Below are 18,831 nucleotides of genomic sequence, written 5' to 3' on the forward strand. Positions count from 1 at the left end.
GCGGCGCACCGCTATCGGGCCAGAAATCCGAGCCGAATCAAGTACCTGCCACATCGTCCGGCGTCGCGACGCGGATTGGCATGCTTCTTGAACATGGAATCGCCGATTGCAGATGCAGAACCCGATCGAGGACAACCCGTGAGCCATGCCCCCATGCTGTCGGTCGAAGGCTTTTTCGACCCGGCGACCCATACCGTCAGCTACCTGTTGCTCGACACCGCCAGCCGCGCGTGCGCGCTGATCGACAGCGTGCTCGACTACGACCCGAAATCGGGCCGCACGCGCACCGCCAGCGCCGACCGGCTGATCGCGCGCGTCGCCGAACTCGGTGCGACCGTGCACTGGCTGCTGGAAACGCACGTGCACGCCGACCATCTGTCGGCCGCGCCGTACCTGAAGGCGCATGTCGGCGGGCAGATCGCGATCGGCTCGCACGTGCGCCGCGTGCAGCACGTGTTCGGCACGCTGTTCAACGCCGGCCCGGGCTTCGCGCAGGACGGCAGCCAGTTCGATCGGCTGCTCGACGACGGCGACACGCTCGCGCTCGGCGCGCTGACGATTCGCGCGCTGCACACGCCGGGCCACACGCCCGCGTGCCTGACCTACTGCGTCGACGACGCGACGCAGCGTGCCGCGTTCGTCGGCGACACGCTGTTCATGCCCGACTACGGCACCGCCCGCTGCGATTTCCCGGGCGGCGACGCACGCACACTGTATCGCTCGATCGCGCGCGTGCTCGCCCTGCCGCCCGACACGCGCCTGTATCTGTGCCACGACTACCAGCCGGGCGGCCGCGACGTGCAGTTCGTGACGACCGTGGCGGAGCAGCGCCGCGCGAACGTGCATGTGAAGGACGGGGTGACCGAGGACGATTTCGTCGCCATGCGCACCGCACGCGACGCGACGCTCGACATGCCCGTGCTGATGCTGCCGTCCGTGCAGGTCAACATGCGCGCCGGCCACCTGCCCGAGCCCGAAAACAATGGCGTGCGTTACCTGAAGATCCCGCTCGACGCGATCTGAGCCGCCGCCCCGACCGGAGAACCCCCGACATGACCATCCGTTCGCTGACCGACCTGCTGTCGGTCTCGCCCCAGATCGCCGCGACCGACCTGCCCGCGCTCCACGCGGCCGGCATCCGCACGATCGTCTGCAACCGCCCGGACGGCGAAGGCGCCGACCAGCCGACCGTCGCCGAGATTCGCGCCGCCGCCGCGCCGCTCGGCATCGCCGTCCATTACCTGCCCGTCGATACCGGCAAGGTCACCGACGATCAGGCCCGGCAGTTCGACGCGCTCGTCGCGTCGCTCGCGGGCCCGGTACTCGCATACTGCCGCAGCGGCACGCGCTCGGCGACGCTGTGGGCGCTGTCGCAGGCCGACAGGCGTCCGGCCGGCGACATCGTCGCGATCGCCGCCACGGCCGGCTATGACCTCGCCGCGCTCGCGCCGCGTCTCACACGAGGTTCCGCGCAAGGACTCGCGCAGGACGGCCGCCAGGCCGCGCCGGCCGTCGACGCGCGGCACGACATCGTGATCGTCGGCGCGGGCGCGGCCGGCGTCGCGGTCGCGTCGAGCCTGCTTGCGCGCGACGCATCGCTCGATATCGCGGTGATCGACCCGGCCGAGACGCACTACTACCAGCCCGGCTGGACGATGGTCGGCGCGGGCGTGTTCCGGCCCGACACGACCGCGCGCCGGATCGTCGACCTGCTGCCGCGCGGCGTGAAATGGATCCAGGCCGCCGTCGCCGGCTTCGAGCCCGACGCGCACACCGTGGTGCTCGATGGCTGCCGGCGCATCGGCTACCGCAAGCTGATCGTGTGCCCGGGGCTCAAGCTCGACTGGCACGCGATCGACGGCCTCGCGGAAACGCTCGGCCGCAACGGCGTCACGTCGAACTATCGCTACGACCTCGCGCCGTACACGTGGGAACTGGTGCAGGCGTTCCGCGGCGGCAACGCGCTGTTCACGCAGCCGCCGATGCCGATCAAGTGCGCGGGCGCGCCGCAGAAGGCGATGTACCTGTCGTGCGATCACTGGCGGCGCACGGGCCGCCTCGGCGCCGCGAACGTCGAGTTCCTGAATGCGGGCGCCGCGCTGTTCGGGGTCGCCGACTACGTGCCCGCGTTGATGGAGTACGTGAAAAGCTACGACATCGCGCTGTCGTTCGGCCACAACCTCGTCGCGATCGACGGGTCCGCGCGGCGCGCGACGTTCCGGCGCGCGTTGCCCGACGGCGGCACGGAAACCGTCGAGCGCGCGTTCGACATGATCCACGTCGTGCCGCCGCAGAAGGCGCCCGATTTCGTGCGCGCGAGCCCGCTCGCCGATGCGGCCGGCTGGATCGACGTCGATCCGGCGACGCTGCGGCACAAGCAGTTCGCGGACATCTTCGCGCTCGGCGACGTCACCAACACGACCAACGCGAAAACCGCCGCGGCCGCGCGCAAGCAGGCGCCCGTCGTCGCGCACAATGTGCTCGCGTCGCTGGGCCGCGCGCACGGCGACGCCGCGTACGACGGCTACGGGTCGTGCCCGCTCACCGTCGAGCGCGGCAAGATCGTGCTCGCCGAATTCCTCTACGGCGGCAAGGTCGCGCCGACCTTCCCCGCGTGGCTGATCGACGGCAGGCGTCCGTCCCGGCTCGCGTGGCTGCTCAAGGAGCGCCTGCTGCCGCCGCTCTACTGGAAGGCGATGCTCAAGGGCCGCGAATGGCTCGCGAAGCCCGCGATCGCACGTTGACCGGAACCCGATGACACCATGCTGATTTCCCTCGTACTCGGCAGCCTCGTCGGCGCCGTGCTCGGCCTCACCGGCGCGGGCGGCGGCATTCTCGCGGTGCCCGCGCTCGTCGTCGGGATGGGCTGGCCGATGCAGCAGGCCACGCCCGTCGCGCTCGTCGCGGTCGCGGGCAGTGCCGCGCTCGGCGCGCTCGAAGGGTTTCGTCGCGGGCTCGTGCGCTATCGCGCGGCGCTGTTGATGGCCGTGGCGGGCGTGCCGCTCACGACGCTCGGCGTGAAGCTCGCGCACGTGCTGCCGCAACGCGTGCTGCTGGCGCTGTTCGCGCTGACGATGCTGGTCGTCGCGAGCCGCCTGTTGCGGCAGGCACTCCGCCACGCCTCCGGCGACGCGGACGAATCGCGGTTATGCGTCGGCCGCGTGAATCCCGATACGGGCCGCCTCGTGTGGTCCTGGCCGGTCGGGCTCGCGCTCGCGTCGACCGGCGCGGTGACGGGGCTGATGACGGGCTTGCTCGGCGTCGGCGGCGGCTTCGTGATCGTGCCGATGCTGCGCAAGTTCACGAACGTGTCGATGCACGGCGTGGTCGCGACGTCGCTGATGGTGATCGCGCTGGTCGGCACCGGCGGCGTGCTCGCGACGCTCGTGTCGGGCACGCGCGCGCCGCTCGACATGATGCTGTGGTTCACGGTCGCGACCGCAATCGGCATGGCGATCGGACGCAATGCGTCCCGGCACCTGTCTGCGCGGCACGTGCAGGCCGGCTTCGCTGCGGTGCTCGTCTGCGTCGCGCTCGGGCTGCTGGCGAAGGCGGCGTTCGGCGCGTGAACCGGGGCGGCGTTTGTCGAATTACCGCGCTTGTTCGCGCGCATATCAGACGTCCGGCTCACGCAAATACCACGTCACCGCCCCTTGCTGGGTCGTGTCCGGCCCCGGCATCAGGTCTCCCTGCTTTATCCGTTCCGTGCGCTTCAGGAATGGACTGAACCAGTCCCCCTCGCGTGGACACGGCTGCCCTGGACGCGCACTCAGCACGCGAACGCCGGTCGGCTGCACAGCAGGCGGGAGCGACACAGGTACGGCTGGCTCATCTACTGGCGGTGCCGGTTCGATCTCCGTCGGCGTAAGCCCTCGCGGCGGCCAGATTCCCGGAGCATCGAACCGACGCAGCCACTGATCCGTCGACACGTTGTCAAAGCGCGTCTCGCCCATGATCGAGCCCATATGCAAACAACGTAACTCCGGCACGCGTATCGGCTTCAACAACCTGTTCGCAGCCACATAGGCGGCTGGCTGCGGGTCGCGCTCAGTCCAGCCCAACGACGGCCATTCGCCCGCCTTCAACATCACCCCGTTCGCGTAATCGACCAGCGATAGCCCGCTCGATGCCTCATCTTGTATTGCCTGCTCCAACCCTTCCCGGCCGCCCAATTTCTCAAGCCAGCTACGATGCAGGATCGTGTACCAGTTCACGCTTTTGATTCCGTCGCGAAATTCCGGATGTCCCATCGGATCGGCAACGTCAAATCCCAGAAATTGCTCCGCTAGCTCCAGTTCCAAGTTCTCGTAACGGTGAAACTCGTCGCATTGCTGGAGTCCTAGCCCCGCATAGCCGTGCAACACGGGGAGGCGCATGGCTAATTCCGCCAGTAGCCTCTCGAAGGCGCTTCGTCCGTCTCCGCGTAGCACTTCTACCGGCAGATAGACCTGAAAGTAGGAGACCGTTTTCCATTCCTCTTCGAATAAATTCCCCTGCGAAAACCCGCGCCCCCCCCAATCGCCTACGAAGTCGTAACCTGGTCCGGACGACCACGTGAACTCGATTGCATGCGTCGGTGGCCGCGTGCGAACCCATTCCACGAAAGTCGAGAAGTGCTCCGGCGTGTACTTGCCCCGCTTGCGCGGATGCTCCCAGTAGCCCCAGCGCAACTGCCGCCCCATGATTTCCTGAAGCCTCAACATCACACTTGCCAGCGCCGACCGATTCGACTGTGCATACGATTTCAGCAGGTAAAGCACGATGACCAATCCGCCCTGCAACACGACGTTGTCCGGTTCGTCATCATCTCCGTAGGTGAAGTACCATTTCGCCTCGTCCCACTCATCAAAAAAATCCACGATCTCCCCCCTCAATCTGACAGATACAGCACGCGAACGGTTTGGTTGCGATTCAACATGTCCAGCATACGCAGCGTGTCCCGTGTCATCCCGGCCACCTCGCCGGTACCTTCGGGCGGTGTTTGCGCCGCTGCGTTATAGATGGCTGCATTGGCCGCAGCCGCCGTCACGGCGACCTTCCCAATTGGAAATCGTGCCAGTGTCTGCGCCCCGTGTCCGACCAACTCCACCGCGCCGCCCAATTCGCCGGCAGCGCCGGCAAATGCGCCCGCACCGGCGAGCACAGCCCCAGCCGCAGCCCCGGCCAACGGCGCGCCGAGAATCAACGTCAGTTGCTCCCGCAATCGTCGCCGTTCCACCTCCTCGCGCGCGGCACGCTGTGAATCGTAGGTGCGCAGTTCCGCAAAGTAACGCCGCTCATCAATTCGGCGAGCGCCCCCGAATAACCGTCGCACCGCTTGCTGCTCCGCCTCCATGTCGTGCAGCAGCATCGCCGCCTGAGGCAGTTGCGCATGAAACTCTTTCAGCCGCTCCGGCGAAGTCACACCGCCCTCGACCGCTCGAAATACCGGCTCCGCATTGCGTGCCTTTTCCAACCATTCTCGACGGCGGCGGCGCGGCACCTTGCATGCCTTCGTTTCTAGCAGGCGAAATTTTCTCAGGTCGTAATTGACGATTTTCCGGTAGGCATCTATTTGTTCCCGTGTTAGCGCATCCCCCTCGAACTTGATCTCGATCAGGTAGGCGATGTTGTCGGCAGCAAAGCGGGCCGAGCCCGTGCGTCCCTTGTAGTCGCGCAGACGGATCACGTCCGGAATGCGCAGCAACCCCGGTATCGTCGGCCGATCCAGCGCTGTCCAATCCCATCCCGTATCCGCCGAACGCACCAACCGGTACGCTTCACGCACCTCGTCGGGCGACAGGTTGTTCTCAAGGTATTCCGTCGTCACCAGCGGCTCGACTAAACCGATCAATACCCAAGGCAACACGCCTTCATCAATGCCTGCCTGAAACGCTACGCGCCGCCGAATGATCTCGTAGCGTGACAGCGGCATGGTCGATGGCCGGAACGGCTCGCGACGACTCATGATTGCCTCGGGCGGTCGCCCGCCACCGGGCAGCATGTTGAAGCCGACCTCGCCCCAATACGGCCATTTCCATCGGTTGCCCTTGCAGTCGTGGTGCACCCATCGAGATACCTGCCGCTGACATAGCGCACGCCCTCGCGCGTCACGCATCGGGAACCGCTCCGCAAAGCCCGCCTTCTGGCACAGGTACCAAAGGTCCATCGGATTTTCGACGGGCAACACAGTGCCAGCCGCCTCCGGCCGCTTGGTCTGGCTGCCCTTGCCGGCCTTCGGAACACTTGGTGCGCGCCTACGTGGTGGTGGCGTACTTGTCAAGACTTTCTCACTCCTATTGCACTGATGCTTGCGAAATCGAGCGTGTATTCCGCGTCCTCGTCCCAATACCGTGCGCGCACGAATTCGGCCTCGTCGTCGGGCAACGCCTCGCAATGCACCGCCTCGGCCGATTCGGCATAGGCCGTTGCCGTACGGCCCTCCGCATCGGTGTGTCCTTCGATCACGCAACCATCTGGACAGGTCAACCGATACGCGCAGTCGGCCAGTGTCTTACCCCTTCGATCACGCAGCGTGTAGAACTCCTCGAAATCAGCACCGGGCATCCCCGGCAACGGCTTCGTGACCGATGCCGGGCCATCGGTCTGATGACTAGCGGCATAGACCGTATGCTCGCCCGCCGTGCGCACCACGTAACCCTGTTCACCGATGTGCATCTCCGTACTCCCGGCGTGCAGCACGATTTCCTTCGCCGCGTGCAGATGAATGCTGTCCGTCGTGCTGGTGATCCGGATCGCTCGCTTGGCTGTCAGGTCAATCCCGTCGGTCTGCGCTTCGACACGCACCTTGCCGCCAGCGGCGACCAGCGCCATACCTGCCTTGTGCACGAACAGCGCGAACGTGTTCACTACACTCGCAAACAGCGATCGGCCAACCGCCAGGCCGACATGCCGGCCACTCGTCACGGCCACATCGTCGTTGCTGGCGATATGTACGCTGCGCTCGGCGGCCAGGCTGATGCCCGCTGGTCCGGCCAGCACGATGTCTGCTTCAGTGAGTTCGGGAAAGTGGTCCGGATCCGCCGATGGCTTTCCCTTGATCGCATCGTTGCGCGCGTTGATCGCCTTGACGACCTCGCTCTGATCCGCGCCGTATCGTTGCGCGTCGTGCCGTTGCGCCAGCGCGGACAGGCTCTCTTGGAGTTCTCGTGCCCCCGCCAGCCGACCGATTGCCTCCTTCGCGTCTTTCGCGTGACCCGCGCCGCCCGGTTGACCATCTGTCGTGACGAACAGGCCTTTCAACGCTCGCATCACGCCCCAATCGTCGGTACGCAGATCGAAGCCCTTGCCGCGCGCCTCGGCACGCCCCTTCTTCTTCAGCATGCGCCGCAGGTTGCCGAGACTGAGCTGCGATGTGCCGGCATCGCTCGCAATCTGCGTATGAATTTGCCCCTGCGTGTCGTCGATTGCGACGTGACCGGATGCCATGCCATGGTGCTCGCGGCCACGCAGTATCGCTACGCCCTCGTTGTGCGGCAAATCCAGCGCCGGCTGGCGCAATGCGTTCACGAGGCTGCCCGCAATGACCGGCAAATCCGGATCGCCGCGGTAGTGCACGACGGCGACCTCATGGCCGATCCGGGGGATGAACGTCGCACCCATGTCGATGCCTTGCCATGGTGACAACACGCGCAGCCAGATTCCCGAGCGCTCGTCGTGCGGGCCTTGACGGTCCCATTCGAACTGGACCTTGACGCGACCGTACTGGTCGGTCCAGATTTCCTGTCCGGCCGGCCCGACGACGACGGCTTTTTCGGGGCCGCTCAACACAGGCTTGTCGACACTGCGCTTCAGGCGGAACGGCTCATTCGCCGGCAGGAGCTCGAACTGCGTGTCGACGCGGTACGTTTGCGCGACGCCAGTGCGGCCTCCGATTTCCTCGATGTCGAGCGCGCAGGACACGACCACATATTCACGGTTCGCGGATTGCTGCGGGTATCCCGCCAAGGTGAACGTGCGACCGACAGTTAGCCCGCGCAGGTTTCCTGCGCCCTTGGCACGCAGCCCCGTACAGCGTTGCGCCTCGAGCTGTATGCGAGCCAGATGGCGCGCTTCGAGATCCGTATCGTTGGGCTGGCCCGCGAGACCTTGTGTGCCCGCCAGCGGCTGGCTGTAGTCGCCCCACGCATAGATTTCCGCGTCGGCGCTCGCCGTGGCGCGCGGGTCTTCCTCGGTAACCGCCAGCTTCGCGCGCGGGCGCGTGTAGTCATAGTCCGTCACGGTCACGCGGCCGGCCGTGAGTCGGCTTGTTACCGACAGCGCATGAATGTGTTCTTCGTCAATATGCTTGCCGTCCGGCGGCAGGTAGCGCAGCGTCTCATATGCAGGACCGTGGGGGTGATGGCCGCCGATCGTGTCGCACAAGACCAAGCGGTGATGGCCGTCATCGTGCTCGAACCACCACCAGATGCCCCATTCTTCCCACTGTCGTTGCAGGAACGCCCAATCCGACTCAAATGCCTGACGCTGTACGTCGCGTTTCGGATAACGCCCGCGGAATGGGCCCGCCAGGCGTTTGTCAACCGTGTACGGATACGCCGACAGCACGGCGTCGGTGATCTCGACGACGTTCATCTCCTGAAAGAGGCGACTGTCTTGCGTCAGCGTCGCGCGATAGAGCCACGGGCGCAATTCGAGTTCGTACAGGATCGAATCTCGGCCCTGGCCGACAATCCGCGTCGCTTCGACCACCCCTGTGATTTCGCGCGTGCCGGCGCCGATATTGCCGAGCCCGTTATTGCCCGCCAACCCGGGAATAAAACGCCCTTTCCCTTCGAGTTGGATGGAAATGGTGACTTCGGTGCCGACTACTTTATCCAGATTGAGATTGGCGGTGACGCTCGGAGAAAGCCCGTAAGCATCATCGGTGCGCAGCGTAACGAGATAACGGCATTCGTCAATGCGGCCGATTGCTTCAGTGCCTTGCAACCGCACCGGAACAAATACCGGAAATGCATTCATCCCGTAAGTCGGTAATGCGGCACCGGAGATGGACAGCGTGCGGGTCTGGTTCAGGATCGACATGACTTTGATCCTGGGCCCTCATGCACCGACGACCGTGGCACCGCAGGCAGTTTTGTCTCCACGATACCCGACAGCGCAGCCGGGGCACGTGCACGGACCGCTTGCCAGCAGCGGAAAAACCCCGCCGCATTTCGGGCAGGGCAAGTCACGCCGTGACCGTCCAGTGCCACGCCAATGCCGAGATGCTTGAGTTTACCGGTGGCTTCGATGATAGTGCCGCCACGATCAGTGCCATCTCCCAGGCAAACCATGTTGCGGCTTTGTGCAATCTTCATCGTTGACTCGTGCGGGAAATGAAGCCGTCCTTTTACCGCACCACGAAGTCCCGTGCAATTATTGAGATGATTATCTTCGGCTTTCCATAAATGGAATCAATCTCCATTAATGAAATCAGATTTTTACGAATTATCTTATGCAATTTAGGATTTTTCGCATTCGCATGTATATCTGATTGAGCACCGAATCGTGATCGCATCGATGCTCGGCGTCGTCGCGACAGCGCTGATGGCGATCGCGCTCATCGGCATGAGCAACGTGCACGGGACGCTCGCTCACACGGCGGCGTTGACACTCACCAGTCTCTCGCCGTCGGTCGGCGGGACCGTCTGCACGCTCGACCTGTTCATCACGCCGCAGACCGACCCTGGCCCAGACTCGAACGTGTACGGGTCAAACCAGGTCAATTCGCTGCACGGCTACGCATCGCTCGAACTAGTCTCGGCCTGCGAAGGCGTCGCCACGCACTTCAATCCGCGACTGTGCTGCCGTCCGGCGGCTCGGGAGCGTCCAGCCGTACACGGGCGCCACGGCAATCTGGACGGCACCAAGTAAGCGTTTCGCATATTGACCGGCCGATCTGCGCGCTGCGCGCCAAAAACAAACGCCCGGCCCGACTCGTCGTCGGCACCGGGCGTTTTTCGTTGCGTCGGCAACCTGTGCGAAAGAGACGTCAGGTCGCGAACGCGGCCACCCGCTTGCGCTCCTGACGCAGCATCACAAAGTTCGCGATCACCACGCCCGCCGTCACCGCGACGATGAACAGCGTCGCGAGCGCGTTCATCTCCGGGTTCAGGCCGAGGCGCACGCGCGAGAACACGACGAGCGGCAGCGTCGTCGAGCCTGGGCCGGACAGGAACGCCGACAGCACGAGGTCGTCGATCGACAGCGTGAACGACAGCAGCCAGCCCGCGATCAGCGCCTGCGAGATCAGCGGCAGCGTGATCGTGAAGAACACCTTCAGCGGCGTCGCGCCCAGATCGAGCGCGGCTTCCTCGAGCGACGGGTTCAGTTCGCGCACGCGCGACTGCACGATGATCGCGACGTAGGAGATGCACAGCATCACGTGGCCCAGCCAGATCGTGAACACGCCGCGCTCGGCCGGCCAGCCGATCCACTTCGCCAGTTCGATGAACAGCAGCAGCAGCGAGATCCCCTGGATCACCTCGGGAATCACCAGCGGCGCGTTGATCATGCCGCTGAACAGCGCGAAGCCGCGAAAGCGGCCCATCCGCGCGAGCACGAAGCCGGCCCACGTGCCGATGAACACCGACGCGAACGCGGTCAGTACGCCGATCTTCAGCGACAGCCATGCGGCCGTCAGCAGTTCGTCGTCCTCCACGAGCGCCGAGTACCAGCGGAACGAGAAGCCCGACCACACGGTGACGAGCTTCGACTCGTTGAACGAATAGACGATCAGGCTGATGATCGGGATGTACAGGAACGCGAAACCGGCGAAGAGCGCCGCGAACTGCAGGTAACGATTCGGCTTCATCGACGGCGGCCCTCCTGCTCCTTCGCCTGGAAGTGCTGGAACATCGCCATCGGCACGAGCAGCAGCAGCACCATCGCGCAGGTCACGGCCGACGCCATCGGCCAGTCTGCGTTGTTGAAGAACTCATTCCACATCACGCGGCCGATCATCAGCGTGTTCGCGCCGCCTAGCAGTTCCGGAATCACGTACTCGCCGACCGCCGGAATGAACACCAGCAGGCAGCCCGCAATGATCCCGTTCTTCGACAGCGGCAGCGTGATCTGCACGAACGCCCTCCACGGCCTGGCTCCCAGGTCGTACGCAGCTTCGAGCAGGCGCAGGTCCATCTTCACGAGGTGCGCGTACAGCGGCATAACGAGGAACGGCAGGTACGAATACACCATCCCGATGTACACCGCGTAGTTCGTGCGGTACAGCTCGATCGGCGTGTGGGTCAGGCCGATCCACATCAGGAAGTTGTTCAGGAGCCCGTTGTTCTTCAGGATCCCGATCCATGCGTACACGCGAATCAGGAACGACGTCCAGAACGGCAGCATCACACCCATCATCAGCAGGTTGCGGGTCGCCGGGTTCGAACGCGCGATGTAATACGCCATCGGATAGCCGATCAGCAGGCACAGCAGCGTCGTGATCGCCGCGACCACCACGGAATTCACGTAGGTCGCGAAATACAGGCTGTCGGTGAGCAGGAACGCATAGTGCGACAGGTTCAGCGCGATGTGCACCACGCCGTCCGCGTATGACGCGAGTTCCGTATACGGCGGAATGCCGAGCTGCAGCTCCGCGAAGCTGATCTTCACGACCAGCACGAACGGCACGAGGAAGAACAGCACGAGCCACGTATACGGCCCCGCGACGACCGCCGAGCCGCCAGTCAGGTTGAAGCGCCGCACGGGCCATGCAAGCAGGGACTTGAGCGTGCTCATGACGTCAGCACCACGCCCGCGGTCGCGCTCCAGCGCACGTAGATCTCGTCGCCGAGCGACGGGGTGTCGAGCTCGGAGATCGCGAGGCTCGACACGTTCGCGATCACCGTCTTGCCCGCATCGAGCTTCACGTGATACAGCGAATAGCCGCCCATGTACGCGACGTTGGTGATCTTGCCGCGCGCCCAGTTGAACGCGCCTTCGGGCGGCTTGCGCGTGAGCGCGATCCGCTCGGGGCGCACCGACACCGTGACCGACATTCCGAGCGGGCCCGTGATCCCGTGGCTCACGTACAGCCGGCTCGGCAGCTCCGGCGATTCGATGTAGACGTAGTCGGGTTCGTCCTCGACGGTGACGCCTTCGAACAGGTTGGTCGAGCCGATGAACTCGGCCGAGAAGCGGCTGTTCGGATATTCGTAGACTTCGTTCGGCGAGCCGATCTGCACGATCTGCCCTTCGCTCATCACGGCGAGCCGGTTCGCCATCGTCATCGCCTCTTCCTGGTCGTGCGTGACCATGATGCAGGTGACGCCGACCTTGTTCAGGATGTTGACGAGCTCGATCTGCGTGCGCTGGCGGATCTGCTTGTCGAGCGCCGACATCGGCTCGTCGAGCAGCAGCACCTTCGGGCGCTTGACGAGCGAACGCGCGAGCGCGACGCGCTGCTGCTGGCCGCCCGACAGCTGGTGCGGCTTGCGCTTCGCGTACTTGCTCATCTGCACGAGCTCGAGTGCCGCCGCGACGCGCTCCTTCAGCTCCGCCTTCGGCGTACCTTCCTGTTTGAGGCCGTATGCGACGTTCGATTCGACCGACATGTGCGGGAACAGCGCATACGACTGGAACATCATGTTCACGGGCCGCTTGTACGGCGGCATCTGCGCGAGGTCCTCGCCGTCGATCAGGATCTTGCCCGACGTGACCGTCTCGAGACCCGCGAGCATGCGCAGCAGCGTCGACTTGCCGGAACCCGAGCTGCCGAGCAGCGCGAACAGCTCGCCCTGGCGCACCGTCAGGTTCACGTTGCGTACCACTTCGGTCTCGCCGAATTTCTTGACGACGTCGACAATCTGGACAAAGTTCTCGGCGCGCGCATCGGCGCCGGACGAAGGAACGAAGGACGGCGCGCCCGCGACCGGCGCACCCGACTGGCTATTCATGATGTGCTGCTTCTCTCCTGCGTTTGACGAACAAAGCCCCCGGGGACACCAGGGGCTTCATGACTGCTGGCCTGCTCCGACTCGCTTCAGCGGCCCGATTTCAGCTCGGTCCACAGACGCGTCTGCAGACGCTGGATTTCAGGCGGCAGCGGCTTGAGCAGGAACAGCGTCTTCACGACGTCGGCCGGCGGGTAGACGGCCGGGTCGTTCGCGACGTCCGGCCGCACATACTTGCGTGCCTCGGCGTTCGCGCTCGGGTAGTACACGGCGTTCGTGATCGCCGCGTGCACCTTCGGATCCTCGATGTAGTTGATCCACTGCAGCGCGGCGTCCTTGTTCTTCGCGTCCTTCGGGATCGCCATCACGTCGAACCAGACCGGCGCGCCGCCCTTCGGAATGTAGTACTCGACCTTGTACGGCTTCTTCGCCTCGATCGCGCGATGCTTCGCGATCACGACGTCGCCCGACCAGCCGAACGCGAAGCAGATGTCGCCGCCGACCAGGTCGTTGATGTAGCCCGACGAGTTGAACTGCGTGATGTACGGGCGGATCTTCTTCAGCACTTCCATCGCGGCCTTGTAGTCGGCCGGGTTCGTGCTCATCGGATCCTTGCCGATGTAGTGCAGCGCCGCCGCGAACATCTGGTCCGGCGCGTCGAGCACCGACACGCCGCAGGTCTTCAGCTTCGAGATGTTTTCCGGCTTGAACAGGATGTCCCAGTTGTCGAGCGGAACCTTGCCGAGCGCCTGCTGCGCCTTCGTCAGGTTGTACGCGAGACCGGTCGTGCCGTACGCCCAGGGCACCGAATACTTGTTGCCCGGGTCCGCGCCGGCGACGAGCGCCATCAGTTGCGGATCGAGGTACTTGAGGTTCGGCAGCTTCGACTTGTCGAGCGGCGTGAAGATGCCGGCCGCGATCTGCTTGCCCGCATAGTTGCTGGTCGGCACGACGATGTCGTAGCCCGAGCTGCCCGTCAGCAGCTTCGCCTGCAGCGTGTCGTCGCTGTCGTAGTTGTCGTAGCGAACCTTGACGCCCGCCTGCTTCTCGAAGTTCGGGATCGTGTCCTTCGCAATGTAATCGGACCAGTTATAGACATTGAGCTGCGTATCCTTCGCCGCCGCCGCCGATGCACCCACGCACAGCGCAAGCGCTGCGAACCGGCCCACTACCTTTGCTTTCATCCCGTTCTCCCTCCGGCCGGACCCGTGTCCGGCTGCCGTCTGCCTCGTCATGGCGGCGCATCCCGGCACGCCGCCCCTCGAAAACCCCGAACGCTACCACCATTCGCGCTCCGTCACAAAAAAATCATGCCGGTGTCGCGCAAACGGAACAGATTGCCGCCGCCGGCCGCTCGAGCGGCCCGCGCAGCGGGGCGTTCCGGGGGAATTCTATCGGGTAATCGGCGTCTGTCCATCAGGAAAAGAAGGCGGCCGCGAAACCGTCCGGACGGGTGGCCGTCGCGCCGCCGGGATCGCGGCCGGGGCGCGTCGTCGCGATGCATTAAAATGACGCCCTGACGATTCAACGCGCGAACCCTTCCGATGGCCTCCAACCTCCACGACCTGCCCGACAGCCCCTGCATCGGCGTGTGCTCGACCCTCTTCGACGAAGTCTGCAAGGGCTGCGGCCGCACGGCCGGCGAAGTGTCGAACTGGGTGTTCCTGAGCGACGACGAGAAACGCGCGGTGTGGGAGCGCATCACGCGCGAAGGCACCGCGATGCGCTTTCAGTACGACAAGCTGTAAATCCGCCGCACAAAAAAAGAGCGGCATGCCGACTGCCATGCCGCCAACCCCAACTCTGTTCTTTTTCGCTCGCGTCTAGAACTTCATCCCGACGCCCACGCCGACGATCAGCGGATCGATGTGCAGCGTGCCGATGCCCTTGTCGCCGAGCGTCGCATCGGTGCTCATCCAGATCTTCTTCACGTCGACGTTCATGAACACCTTCTTCGTCAACTGCACGTCGACGCCGAACTGCAGCGCGGGACCGAAGCTGCTCTTGTTGATCGACACGCCTTCCCCGCCGACGTTGAGCCCGTTGTTGTAGAAGTACGTGTAGTTCAGGCCCGCGCCGACGTACGGCCGCACCTTGCCGGCATGGTTGAAGTGGTACTGCAGCAGCAGCGTCGGCGGCAGCACGCCCACGCCGCCGAGATTGCCGAGGCTCGATGTCATCTGGTGCCGCGACGTGCCCAGAATCAGCTCCACGCCCAGGTAGTCGCGGATCATGTAGGTGAAGTCGAGTTCCGGCACGATCGCGTTGTTCACGCCTGTATTGATCGCGCCGAGCGTATCGCTCGCGCGCTCGTTCGGCTGGATGCTGATCGCGCGCAGCCGGACCAGGACGTCACCCTGGTTGATCCCGTCTCCCGCCGACGCCGCGTGCGACAGCGAGGGCAGCGTGACGAGGCTCGCCGCCACGGCGGCAGCGGTGATGCATGTTCGAATCGTTTTATGCATGGTACGGACCCCTTGTAGAATTTATTCCATTCTCCATGTAGGGTCTTTGCGTCGTCTTGATATCCGTCAAGCCAGCGTAAACATTGGACGGTTTGTCGCAGGCTCCGTCGCACAGCCCGTCAGCAGCAGGTCGAGCAGATCGCGCACGCTACGGATCGCGTTGCCGAACGGCAGCGCTTCGCGGCCGCGGAAGAACAGGCCGTTCGCGACGTCGCCGCGCAACGCGGCCGAGAGCCGCGTGTCGATGCAGAAATGGCCGAACTTTTCGATGCCGTCGCGCAGTCCGCAGACGCTCAGGCACTCGAGCGCGGTCGGGCAGCGCTGCTTGAACGCGCCGAGTTTGTCGCGAATGCGCGTTTCGTTGCGCAGGTAGCGATCGAGCCAGGGGGTCTTCACCGCGCGCGCCGGCAGCCCCGTCACGCTGACGAATTCGACGATGTCCTCGGGCAGCGCATCGGCCAGCACGCGCTTGAAGTTCGGATGCGCATCGCCCTCTTCCGTCACCGCGAACGGCGTTCCCACCTGGACGCCGTTCGCGCCGGCCGCGAGCGCCGCACGCACCGTGTCGTGACTGTTGATCCCGCCCGCGACGATCAGCGGGATCGTGTCGCGCGCGAGACCGAGCGACGCCATCACCTGCGCCGTCTCGTCGAGCACGCGCGCGAAATCGAAGCGTGCGTCGTGCATGTCGTCGATCTGCGTGACGCCGAGGTGGCCGCCCGCATGCGCGGGATGCTCGATCACGATCGCGTCGGGCAGCCGCCCCTTCTTCATCCACTTCTTCAGCACCAGCGCGATCCCGCGGCTGTCCGACAGGATCGGGATCAGCGCGATGTCATGACCCTGCGTGAGATCGGGCAGATCGAGCGGCAGGCCTGCGCCCATCACGATCGCGTCCGCGCCTTCGTCGCACGCGACGCGCACGTAGTCCGCATGTGCGCTCACCGCCTTCATCACGTTGACCGCGATCATCCCGCGCCCTTCGCTGTAGGTCTTCGCGAGGCGAATCTCGCGCGCGAGCGCCTCGAGGTTCGCGGCCTCCAGCGTCGCGCGATCGGGATTCGCGCGACAGCGTGCGAGCAAGTCCGCATGGTGGTGACGCAGGTCGATGCTCGCGATGGTGCCGAGCGCGCCTTCGCGCGCGACGCTGCCCGCAAGGCGGTGCGCGGAGATGCCGACGCCCATGCCGCCCTGCACCACGGGCAGCAAGGTGCGGCCGCGAATCGTGAGCGGCGGGAAGGAAGTGCGTGCGGTCATCTGAACCTCGTCGAAACATCGGAAATCGGAAACGCGATGATCGACGGATCCACCGGCGCGCACCTTGACGGCGGTCAATAAAAAAACGGCACGCGAGCGTGCCGTTCCGGGTCATGCGGCGTGAAACGCTCAGGACGGATTCGCCGGCTTGAGCTGCATCGACTTGTATTCGAGATACTCTTCGAGCCCGTACACGCCGTTTTCGCGGCCGTGTCCCGACTGCTTGTAGCCGCCGAACGGCGCGGCGCCATTCCACGTGCCGCCGTTGATGTCGACCTGCCCCGTGCGGATGCGGCGCGCGACGCGCATCGCGCGTTCGTCGCTGCCCGCCCATACCGCGCCGCCGAGCCCGTACGGCGAATCGTTCGCGATGCGCACGGCTTCGTCTTCGTCGCGATACGTGATGATCGACAGCACCGGCCCGAAGATCTCTTCCTGCGCGATCGTCGATTTCGGATCGACGCGGCCGAACACCGTCGGCTTGACGAAGAAGCCCTTCGCGAGCCCTTCCGGCAGGCCCGTGCCGCCGGTCACGAGTTCTGCGCCGTCGTCGATTCCGCGCTGGATGTAGGCCTGCACGCGCTGCTGCTGCACGGCCGATGCGAGTGCGCCGAGGCGCGTCGTTTCCTGACGCGGGTCGCCCGCGACATACGCTTCGGCTGCCGCCTTCGCGATCGCGCGTGCCTCGTCGTAGCGCGCCTCCGGCACCAGCATCCGCGTGTGTGCCGAACAGGTCTGGCCCGCGTTCAGGTAGCACGCGTTGACCGTGCCCTTCACCGCCGCCGCGAAATCGGCGTCATCGAGAATCACCGACGCCGACTTGCCGCCCAGTTCGAGCGCGACGCGCTTCACGCCCGCGGCCGCGAGTTCGGCCACGCGCTTGCCGGCACGCGTCGAACCCGTGAACGACACCATGTCGACGTCCGGATCGGTCGCCAGCACCTCACCGACGACCGGGCCATAACCGCACACGAGGTTGAACACCCCCGCCGGCAGGCCCGCTTCGTGAATCGCCTCGGCGAGCATGAACGCGTTGAGCGGCGCGACTTCGGACGGCTTCAGGACGACCGTGCAGCCGGCCGCCAGCGCCGGCGCGACCTTCAGCGTGATCTGGTTGAGCGGGTAGTTCCAAGGCGTGATCGCCGCGACGACGCCGACCGGCTCGCGCACCACCAGCGAGTTGCCGACCTTCGCCTCGAATTCGAACGATTCGGCGAGCTTCGCGTATGCCTTCCAGTTGTAGATCGGACCGCCGACCTGGATCGCGCGCGACAGCTTGATCGGCATCCCGACTTCGCCGGTGATCGACTGCGCGAGTTCCTCGCTGCGCGCCTGCAGACGCTCGACGATCTTGCGCAGATAGCCCGCGCGCGTCGCGGCCGGCGTCGCGGCCCATGCGTCGAATGCCGCGCGCGCCGCGCGGATCGCGTCCTGCGCGTCCGACGCCACGCCCTCGGGAATCCGGCCGATCACGGCCTCGGTGCCCGAGTCGATCACGTCGATCGTGCCCGTTCCGGCCGGCTTACGCCATGCGCCGTCGATATAGAACTGATCGTAGATTTTCATCGCTTCCTGTCTCCCGGAAAACGGCCATTCTAACGAGTGCGGCGCGGCTCCGCGACGACGCAGAACGTGACTTCGAGCGTCGCCGAACGGCCCGCGCGGACGCCGGGGACCGGGCGCCGGCCGCCCGCTTCCCGCCACTGCGGCATCCGCGCCGCGCCGGCGCGTCACGAGGTCGCACCTCGCGCCCCGCATCGTGCTATGTTTTTAGTATCGGCGCCGGCTGCTGCAGGCCGCGCCACCCGGAATCGATGCCTTCGTGAGCGCTGCCATGACCGACGCACCCCATATCCTCGGCTCGCAAGATCGCCTGGAGCTGCTGTGCTGGCTCACCTGCGGCAATCTCGGCGCGTTTTACCTAAACGAATCCTGGCCGGATGCGTCGTTCCAGGTGCAGGCCGCACACCGCTGGCTCGACCGCCACCACCGGCAGTCAGACTGGCTCGCGATCGCGAAGCTGGCCGCGCTGGCGCAGGACATCGCAAAGCGGCACGCCGATTTCGTCGACGCGTCGTGGGCGCGCGACGCGGTCGAGGAAATCGTCGATACCGACGATCTCGACTACCGGGCGAAACTGGTGCAATGGGTGTACGAGGACTGCTGCAAGGCGCTCGCCGACAAGCGGCTCGCGGATTGACGCGCCGGGCGGCGCGCGAGGTGGGGCAAGCGGC

Annotated in this window: 17 protein-coding genes; 6 read left to right on the plus strand and 11 right to left on the minus strand. The window is 65.2% G+C overall.

Features of this window, described 5'->3' with window-relative positions:
* Positions 1-138 precede the first annotated feature (138 nt).
* The 3 genes from HWX22_RS20925 to HWX22_RS20935 are packed head-to-tail and all read left to right on the plus strand — an operon-like array spanning position 139 to position 3,569.
* Positions 139-1,023 (plus strand): MBL fold metallo-hydrolase, encoded by an 885-nt coding sequence (locus HWX22_RS20925; protein ID WP_059524243.1) that lies wholly within the window; start codon positions 139-141, stop codon positions 1,021-1,023.
* A 29-nt stretch (positions 1,024-1,052) separates the two neighbouring features.
* Positions 1,053-2,744 carry a bifunctional protein tyrosine phosphatase family protein/NAD(P)/FAD-dependent oxidoreductase gene (locus HWX22_RS20930; protein WP_059814423.1) on the plus strand — a complete coding sequence of 564 codons (1,692 nt, stop codon included), beginning with the start codon at positions 1,053-1,055 and terminating at the stop codon, positions 2,742-2,744.
* A gap of 18 nt (positions 2,745-2,762) precedes the next feature.
* Positions 2,763-3,569, plus strand: a complete 807-nt coding sequence (locus tag HWX22_RS20935; RefSeq protein WP_059814425.1) for a sulfite exporter TauE/SafE family protein — start codon at positions 2,763-2,765, stop codon at positions 3,567-3,569.
* Positions 3,570-3,614: 45 nt separating this feature from the next.
* Here the strand turns inward: HWX22_RS20935 and HWX22_RS20940 are convergent, their stop codons facing one another.
* From HWX22_RS20940 to HWX22_RS20955, 4 genes are all read right to left on the minus strand, one after another.
* The gene (locus HWX22_RS20940; RefSeq protein ID WP_175916310.1) at positions 3,615-4,859 is read right to left on the minus strand and encodes a type VI immunity family protein; all 1,245 of its coding nucleotides are present in this window, start codon (positions 4,857-4,859) and stop codon (positions 3,615-3,617) included.
* Positions 4,860-4,870: 11 nt separating this feature from the next.
* Positions 4,871-6,148 (minus strand): hypothetical protein, encoded by a 1,278-nt coding sequence (locus tag HWX22_RS20945; RefSeq protein WP_175916311.1) that lies wholly within the window; start codon positions 6,146-6,148, stop codon positions 4,871-4,873.
* A gap of 110 nt (positions 6,149-6,258) precedes the next feature.
* Complete coding sequence (gene tssI, locus HWX22_RS20950; RefSeq protein ID WP_175916312.1) at positions 6,259-9,024, minus strand: type VI secretion system Vgr family protein; 2,766 nt, start codon at positions 9,022-9,024, stop codon at positions 6,259-6,261.
* Positions 9,012-9,299 (minus strand): PAAR domain-containing protein, encoded by a 288-nt coding sequence (locus HWX22_RS20955; RefSeq protein WP_347879481.1) that lies wholly within the window; start codon positions 9,297-9,299, stop codon positions 9,012-9,014. Before HWX22_RS20955 ends, tssI begins: the two co-directional genes overlap by 13 nt.
* A gap of 190 nt (positions 9,300-9,489) precedes the next feature.
* Here HWX22_RS20955 and HWX22_RS20960 point away from each other — a divergent pair, with 190 nt between their 5' ends.
* Positions 9,490-9,855, plus strand: coding sequence for a hypothetical protein (locus tag HWX22_RS20960; RefSeq protein ID WP_175916313.1), 366 nt, complete (start codon positions 9,490-9,492; stop codon positions 9,853-9,855).
* A gap of 118 nt (positions 9,856-9,973) precedes the next feature.
* Here the strand turns inward: HWX22_RS20960 and HWX22_RS20965 are convergent, their stop codons facing one another.
* The 4 genes from HWX22_RS20965 to HWX22_RS20980 form a co-directional block, all read right to left on the minus strand.
* Positions 9,974-10,795 carry an ABC transporter permease subunit gene (locus HWX22_RS20965; protein ID WP_175916314.1) on the minus strand — a complete coding sequence of 274 codons (822 nt, stop codon included), beginning with the start codon at positions 10,793-10,795 and terminating at the stop codon, positions 9,974-9,976.
* Complete coding sequence (locus tag HWX22_RS20970; RefSeq protein WP_059691659.1) at positions 10,792-11,721, minus strand: ABC transporter permease subunit; 930 nt, start codon at positions 11,719-11,721, stop codon at positions 10,792-10,794. The genes HWX22_RS20965 and HWX22_RS20970 overlap by 4 nt, the downstream gene beginning before the upstream one ends.
* Positions 11,718-12,878 carry a polyamine ABC transporter ATP-binding protein gene (gene potA, locus HWX22_RS20975; protein WP_175916315.1) on the minus strand — a complete coding sequence of 387 codons (1,161 nt, stop codon included), beginning with the start codon at positions 12,876-12,878 and terminating at the stop codon, positions 11,718-11,720. The genes HWX22_RS20970 and potA overlap by 4 nt, the downstream gene beginning before the upstream one ends.
* A gap of 86 nt (positions 12,879-12,964) precedes the next feature.
* Positions 12,965-14,059, minus strand: coding sequence for a polyamine ABC transporter substrate-binding protein (locus HWX22_RS20980; RefSeq protein WP_059524232.1), 1,095 nt, complete (start codon positions 14,057-14,059; stop codon positions 12,965-12,967).
* A gap of 360 nt (positions 14,060-14,419) precedes the next feature.
* Here HWX22_RS20980 and HWX22_RS20985 point away from each other — a divergent pair, with 360 nt between their 5' ends.
* The gene (locus HWX22_RS20985) at positions 14,420-14,623 is read left to right on the plus strand and encodes a DUF1289 domain-containing protein (RefSeq protein WP_027784516.1); all 204 of its coding nucleotides are present in this window, start codon (positions 14,420-14,422) and stop codon (positions 14,621-14,623) included.
* A gap of 75 nt (positions 14,624-14,698) precedes the next feature.
* Here the strand turns inward: HWX22_RS20985 and HWX22_RS20990 are convergent, their stop codons facing one another.
* From HWX22_RS20990 to HWX22_RS21000, 3 genes are all read right to left on the minus strand, one after another.
* Positions 14,699-15,340 (minus strand): OmpW family outer membrane protein, encoded by a 642-nt coding sequence (locus HWX22_RS20990; protein ID WP_059524231.1) that lies wholly within the window; start codon positions 15,338-15,340, stop codon positions 14,699-14,701.
* 66 nt (positions 15,341-15,406) lie between these two features.
* A complete protein-coding gene (locus HWX22_RS20995) occupies positions 15,407-16,597 on the minus strand; it encodes a nitronate monooxygenase family protein (RefSeq protein WP_175911050.1) in 1,191 nt (396 codons plus the stop codon).
* A 129-nt stretch (positions 16,598-16,726) separates the two neighbouring features.
* Positions 16,727-18,163 carry an aldehyde dehydrogenase family protein gene (locus HWX22_RS21000; protein ID WP_175916316.1) on the minus strand — a complete coding sequence of 479 codons (1,437 nt, stop codon included), beginning with the start codon at positions 18,161-18,163 and terminating at the stop codon, positions 16,727-16,729.
* A 268-nt stretch (positions 18,164-18,431) separates the two neighbouring features.
* On the opposite strand from HWX22_RS21000, the gene HWX22_RS21005 reads away from it, so the two are divergent.
* A complete protein-coding gene (locus HWX22_RS21005) occupies positions 18,432-18,797 on the plus strand; it encodes a hypothetical protein (RefSeq protein WP_059467440.1) in 366 nt (121 codons plus the stop codon).
* The last annotated feature ends 34 nt before the right edge of the window (positions 18,798-18,831 follow it).

Origin of the sequence: Burkholderia sp. BCC1638 (assembly GCF_902833195.1) — a bacterium.
Taxonomy (GTDB): domain Bacteria; phylum Pseudomonadota; class Gammaproteobacteria; order Burkholderiales; family Burkholderiaceae; genus Burkholderia; species Burkholderia diffusa.

Excerpts from the sequence above, each read along its gene's own strand:
- tssI (WP_175916312.1), bottom strand. The coding sequence starts at position 9,024 with ATGTCGATCCTGAACCAGACCCGCACGCTGTCCATCTCCGGTGCCGCA.
- HWX22_RS20985 (WP_027784516.1), top strand. The coding sequence starts at position 14,420 with ATGGCCTCCAACCTCCACGACCTGCCCGACAGCCCCTGCATCGGCGTG.
- HWX22_RS21005 (WP_059467440.1), top strand. The coding sequence starts at position 18,432 with ATGACCGACGCACCCCATATCCTCGGCTCGCAAGATCGCCTGGAGCTG.
- potA (WP_175916315.1), bottom strand. The coding sequence starts at position 12,878 with ATGAATAGCCAGTCGGGTGCGCCGGTCGCGGGCGCGCCGTCCTTCGTT.
- HWX22_RS20945 (WP_175916311.1), bottom strand. The coding sequence starts at position 6,148 with ATGGACCTTTGGTACCTGTGCCAGAAGGCGGGCTTTGCGGAGCGGTTC.
- HWX22_RS20935 (WP_059814425.1), top strand. The coding sequence starts at position 2,763 with ATGCTGATTTCCCTCGTACTCGGCAGCCTCGTCGGCGCCGTGCTCGGC.
- HWX22_RS20980 (WP_059524232.1), bottom strand. The coding sequence starts at position 14,059 with ATGAAAGCAAAGGTAGTGGGCCGGTTCGCAGCGCTTGCGCTGTGCGTG.
- HWX22_RS20995 (WP_175911050.1), bottom strand. The coding sequence starts at position 16,597 with ATGACCGCACGCACTTCCTTCCCGCCGCTCACGATTCGCGGCCGCACC.
- HWX22_RS20970 (WP_059691659.1), bottom strand. The coding sequence starts at position 11,721 with ATGAGCACGCTCAAGTCCCTGCTTGCATGGCCCGTGCGGCGCTTCAAC.
- HWX22_RS21000 (WP_175916316.1), bottom strand. The coding sequence starts at position 18,163 with ATGAAAATCTACGATCAGTTCTATATCGACGGCGCATGGCGTAAGCCG.
- HWX22_RS20955 (WP_347879481.1), bottom strand. The coding sequence starts at position 9,299 with ATGAAGATTGCACAAAGCCGCAACATGGTTTGCCTGGGAGATGGCACT.
- HWX22_RS20930 (WP_059814423.1), top strand. The coding sequence starts at position 1,053 with ATGACCATCCGTTCGCTGACCGACCTGCTGTCGGTCTCGCCCCAGATC.
- HWX22_RS20990 (WP_059524231.1), bottom strand. The coding sequence starts at position 15,340 with ATGCATAAAACGATTCGAACATGCATCACCGCTGCCGCCGTGGCGGCG.
- HWX22_RS20965 (WP_175916314.1), bottom strand. The coding sequence starts at position 10,795 with ATGAAGCCGAATCGTTACCTGCAGTTCGCGGCGCTCTTCGCCGGTTTC.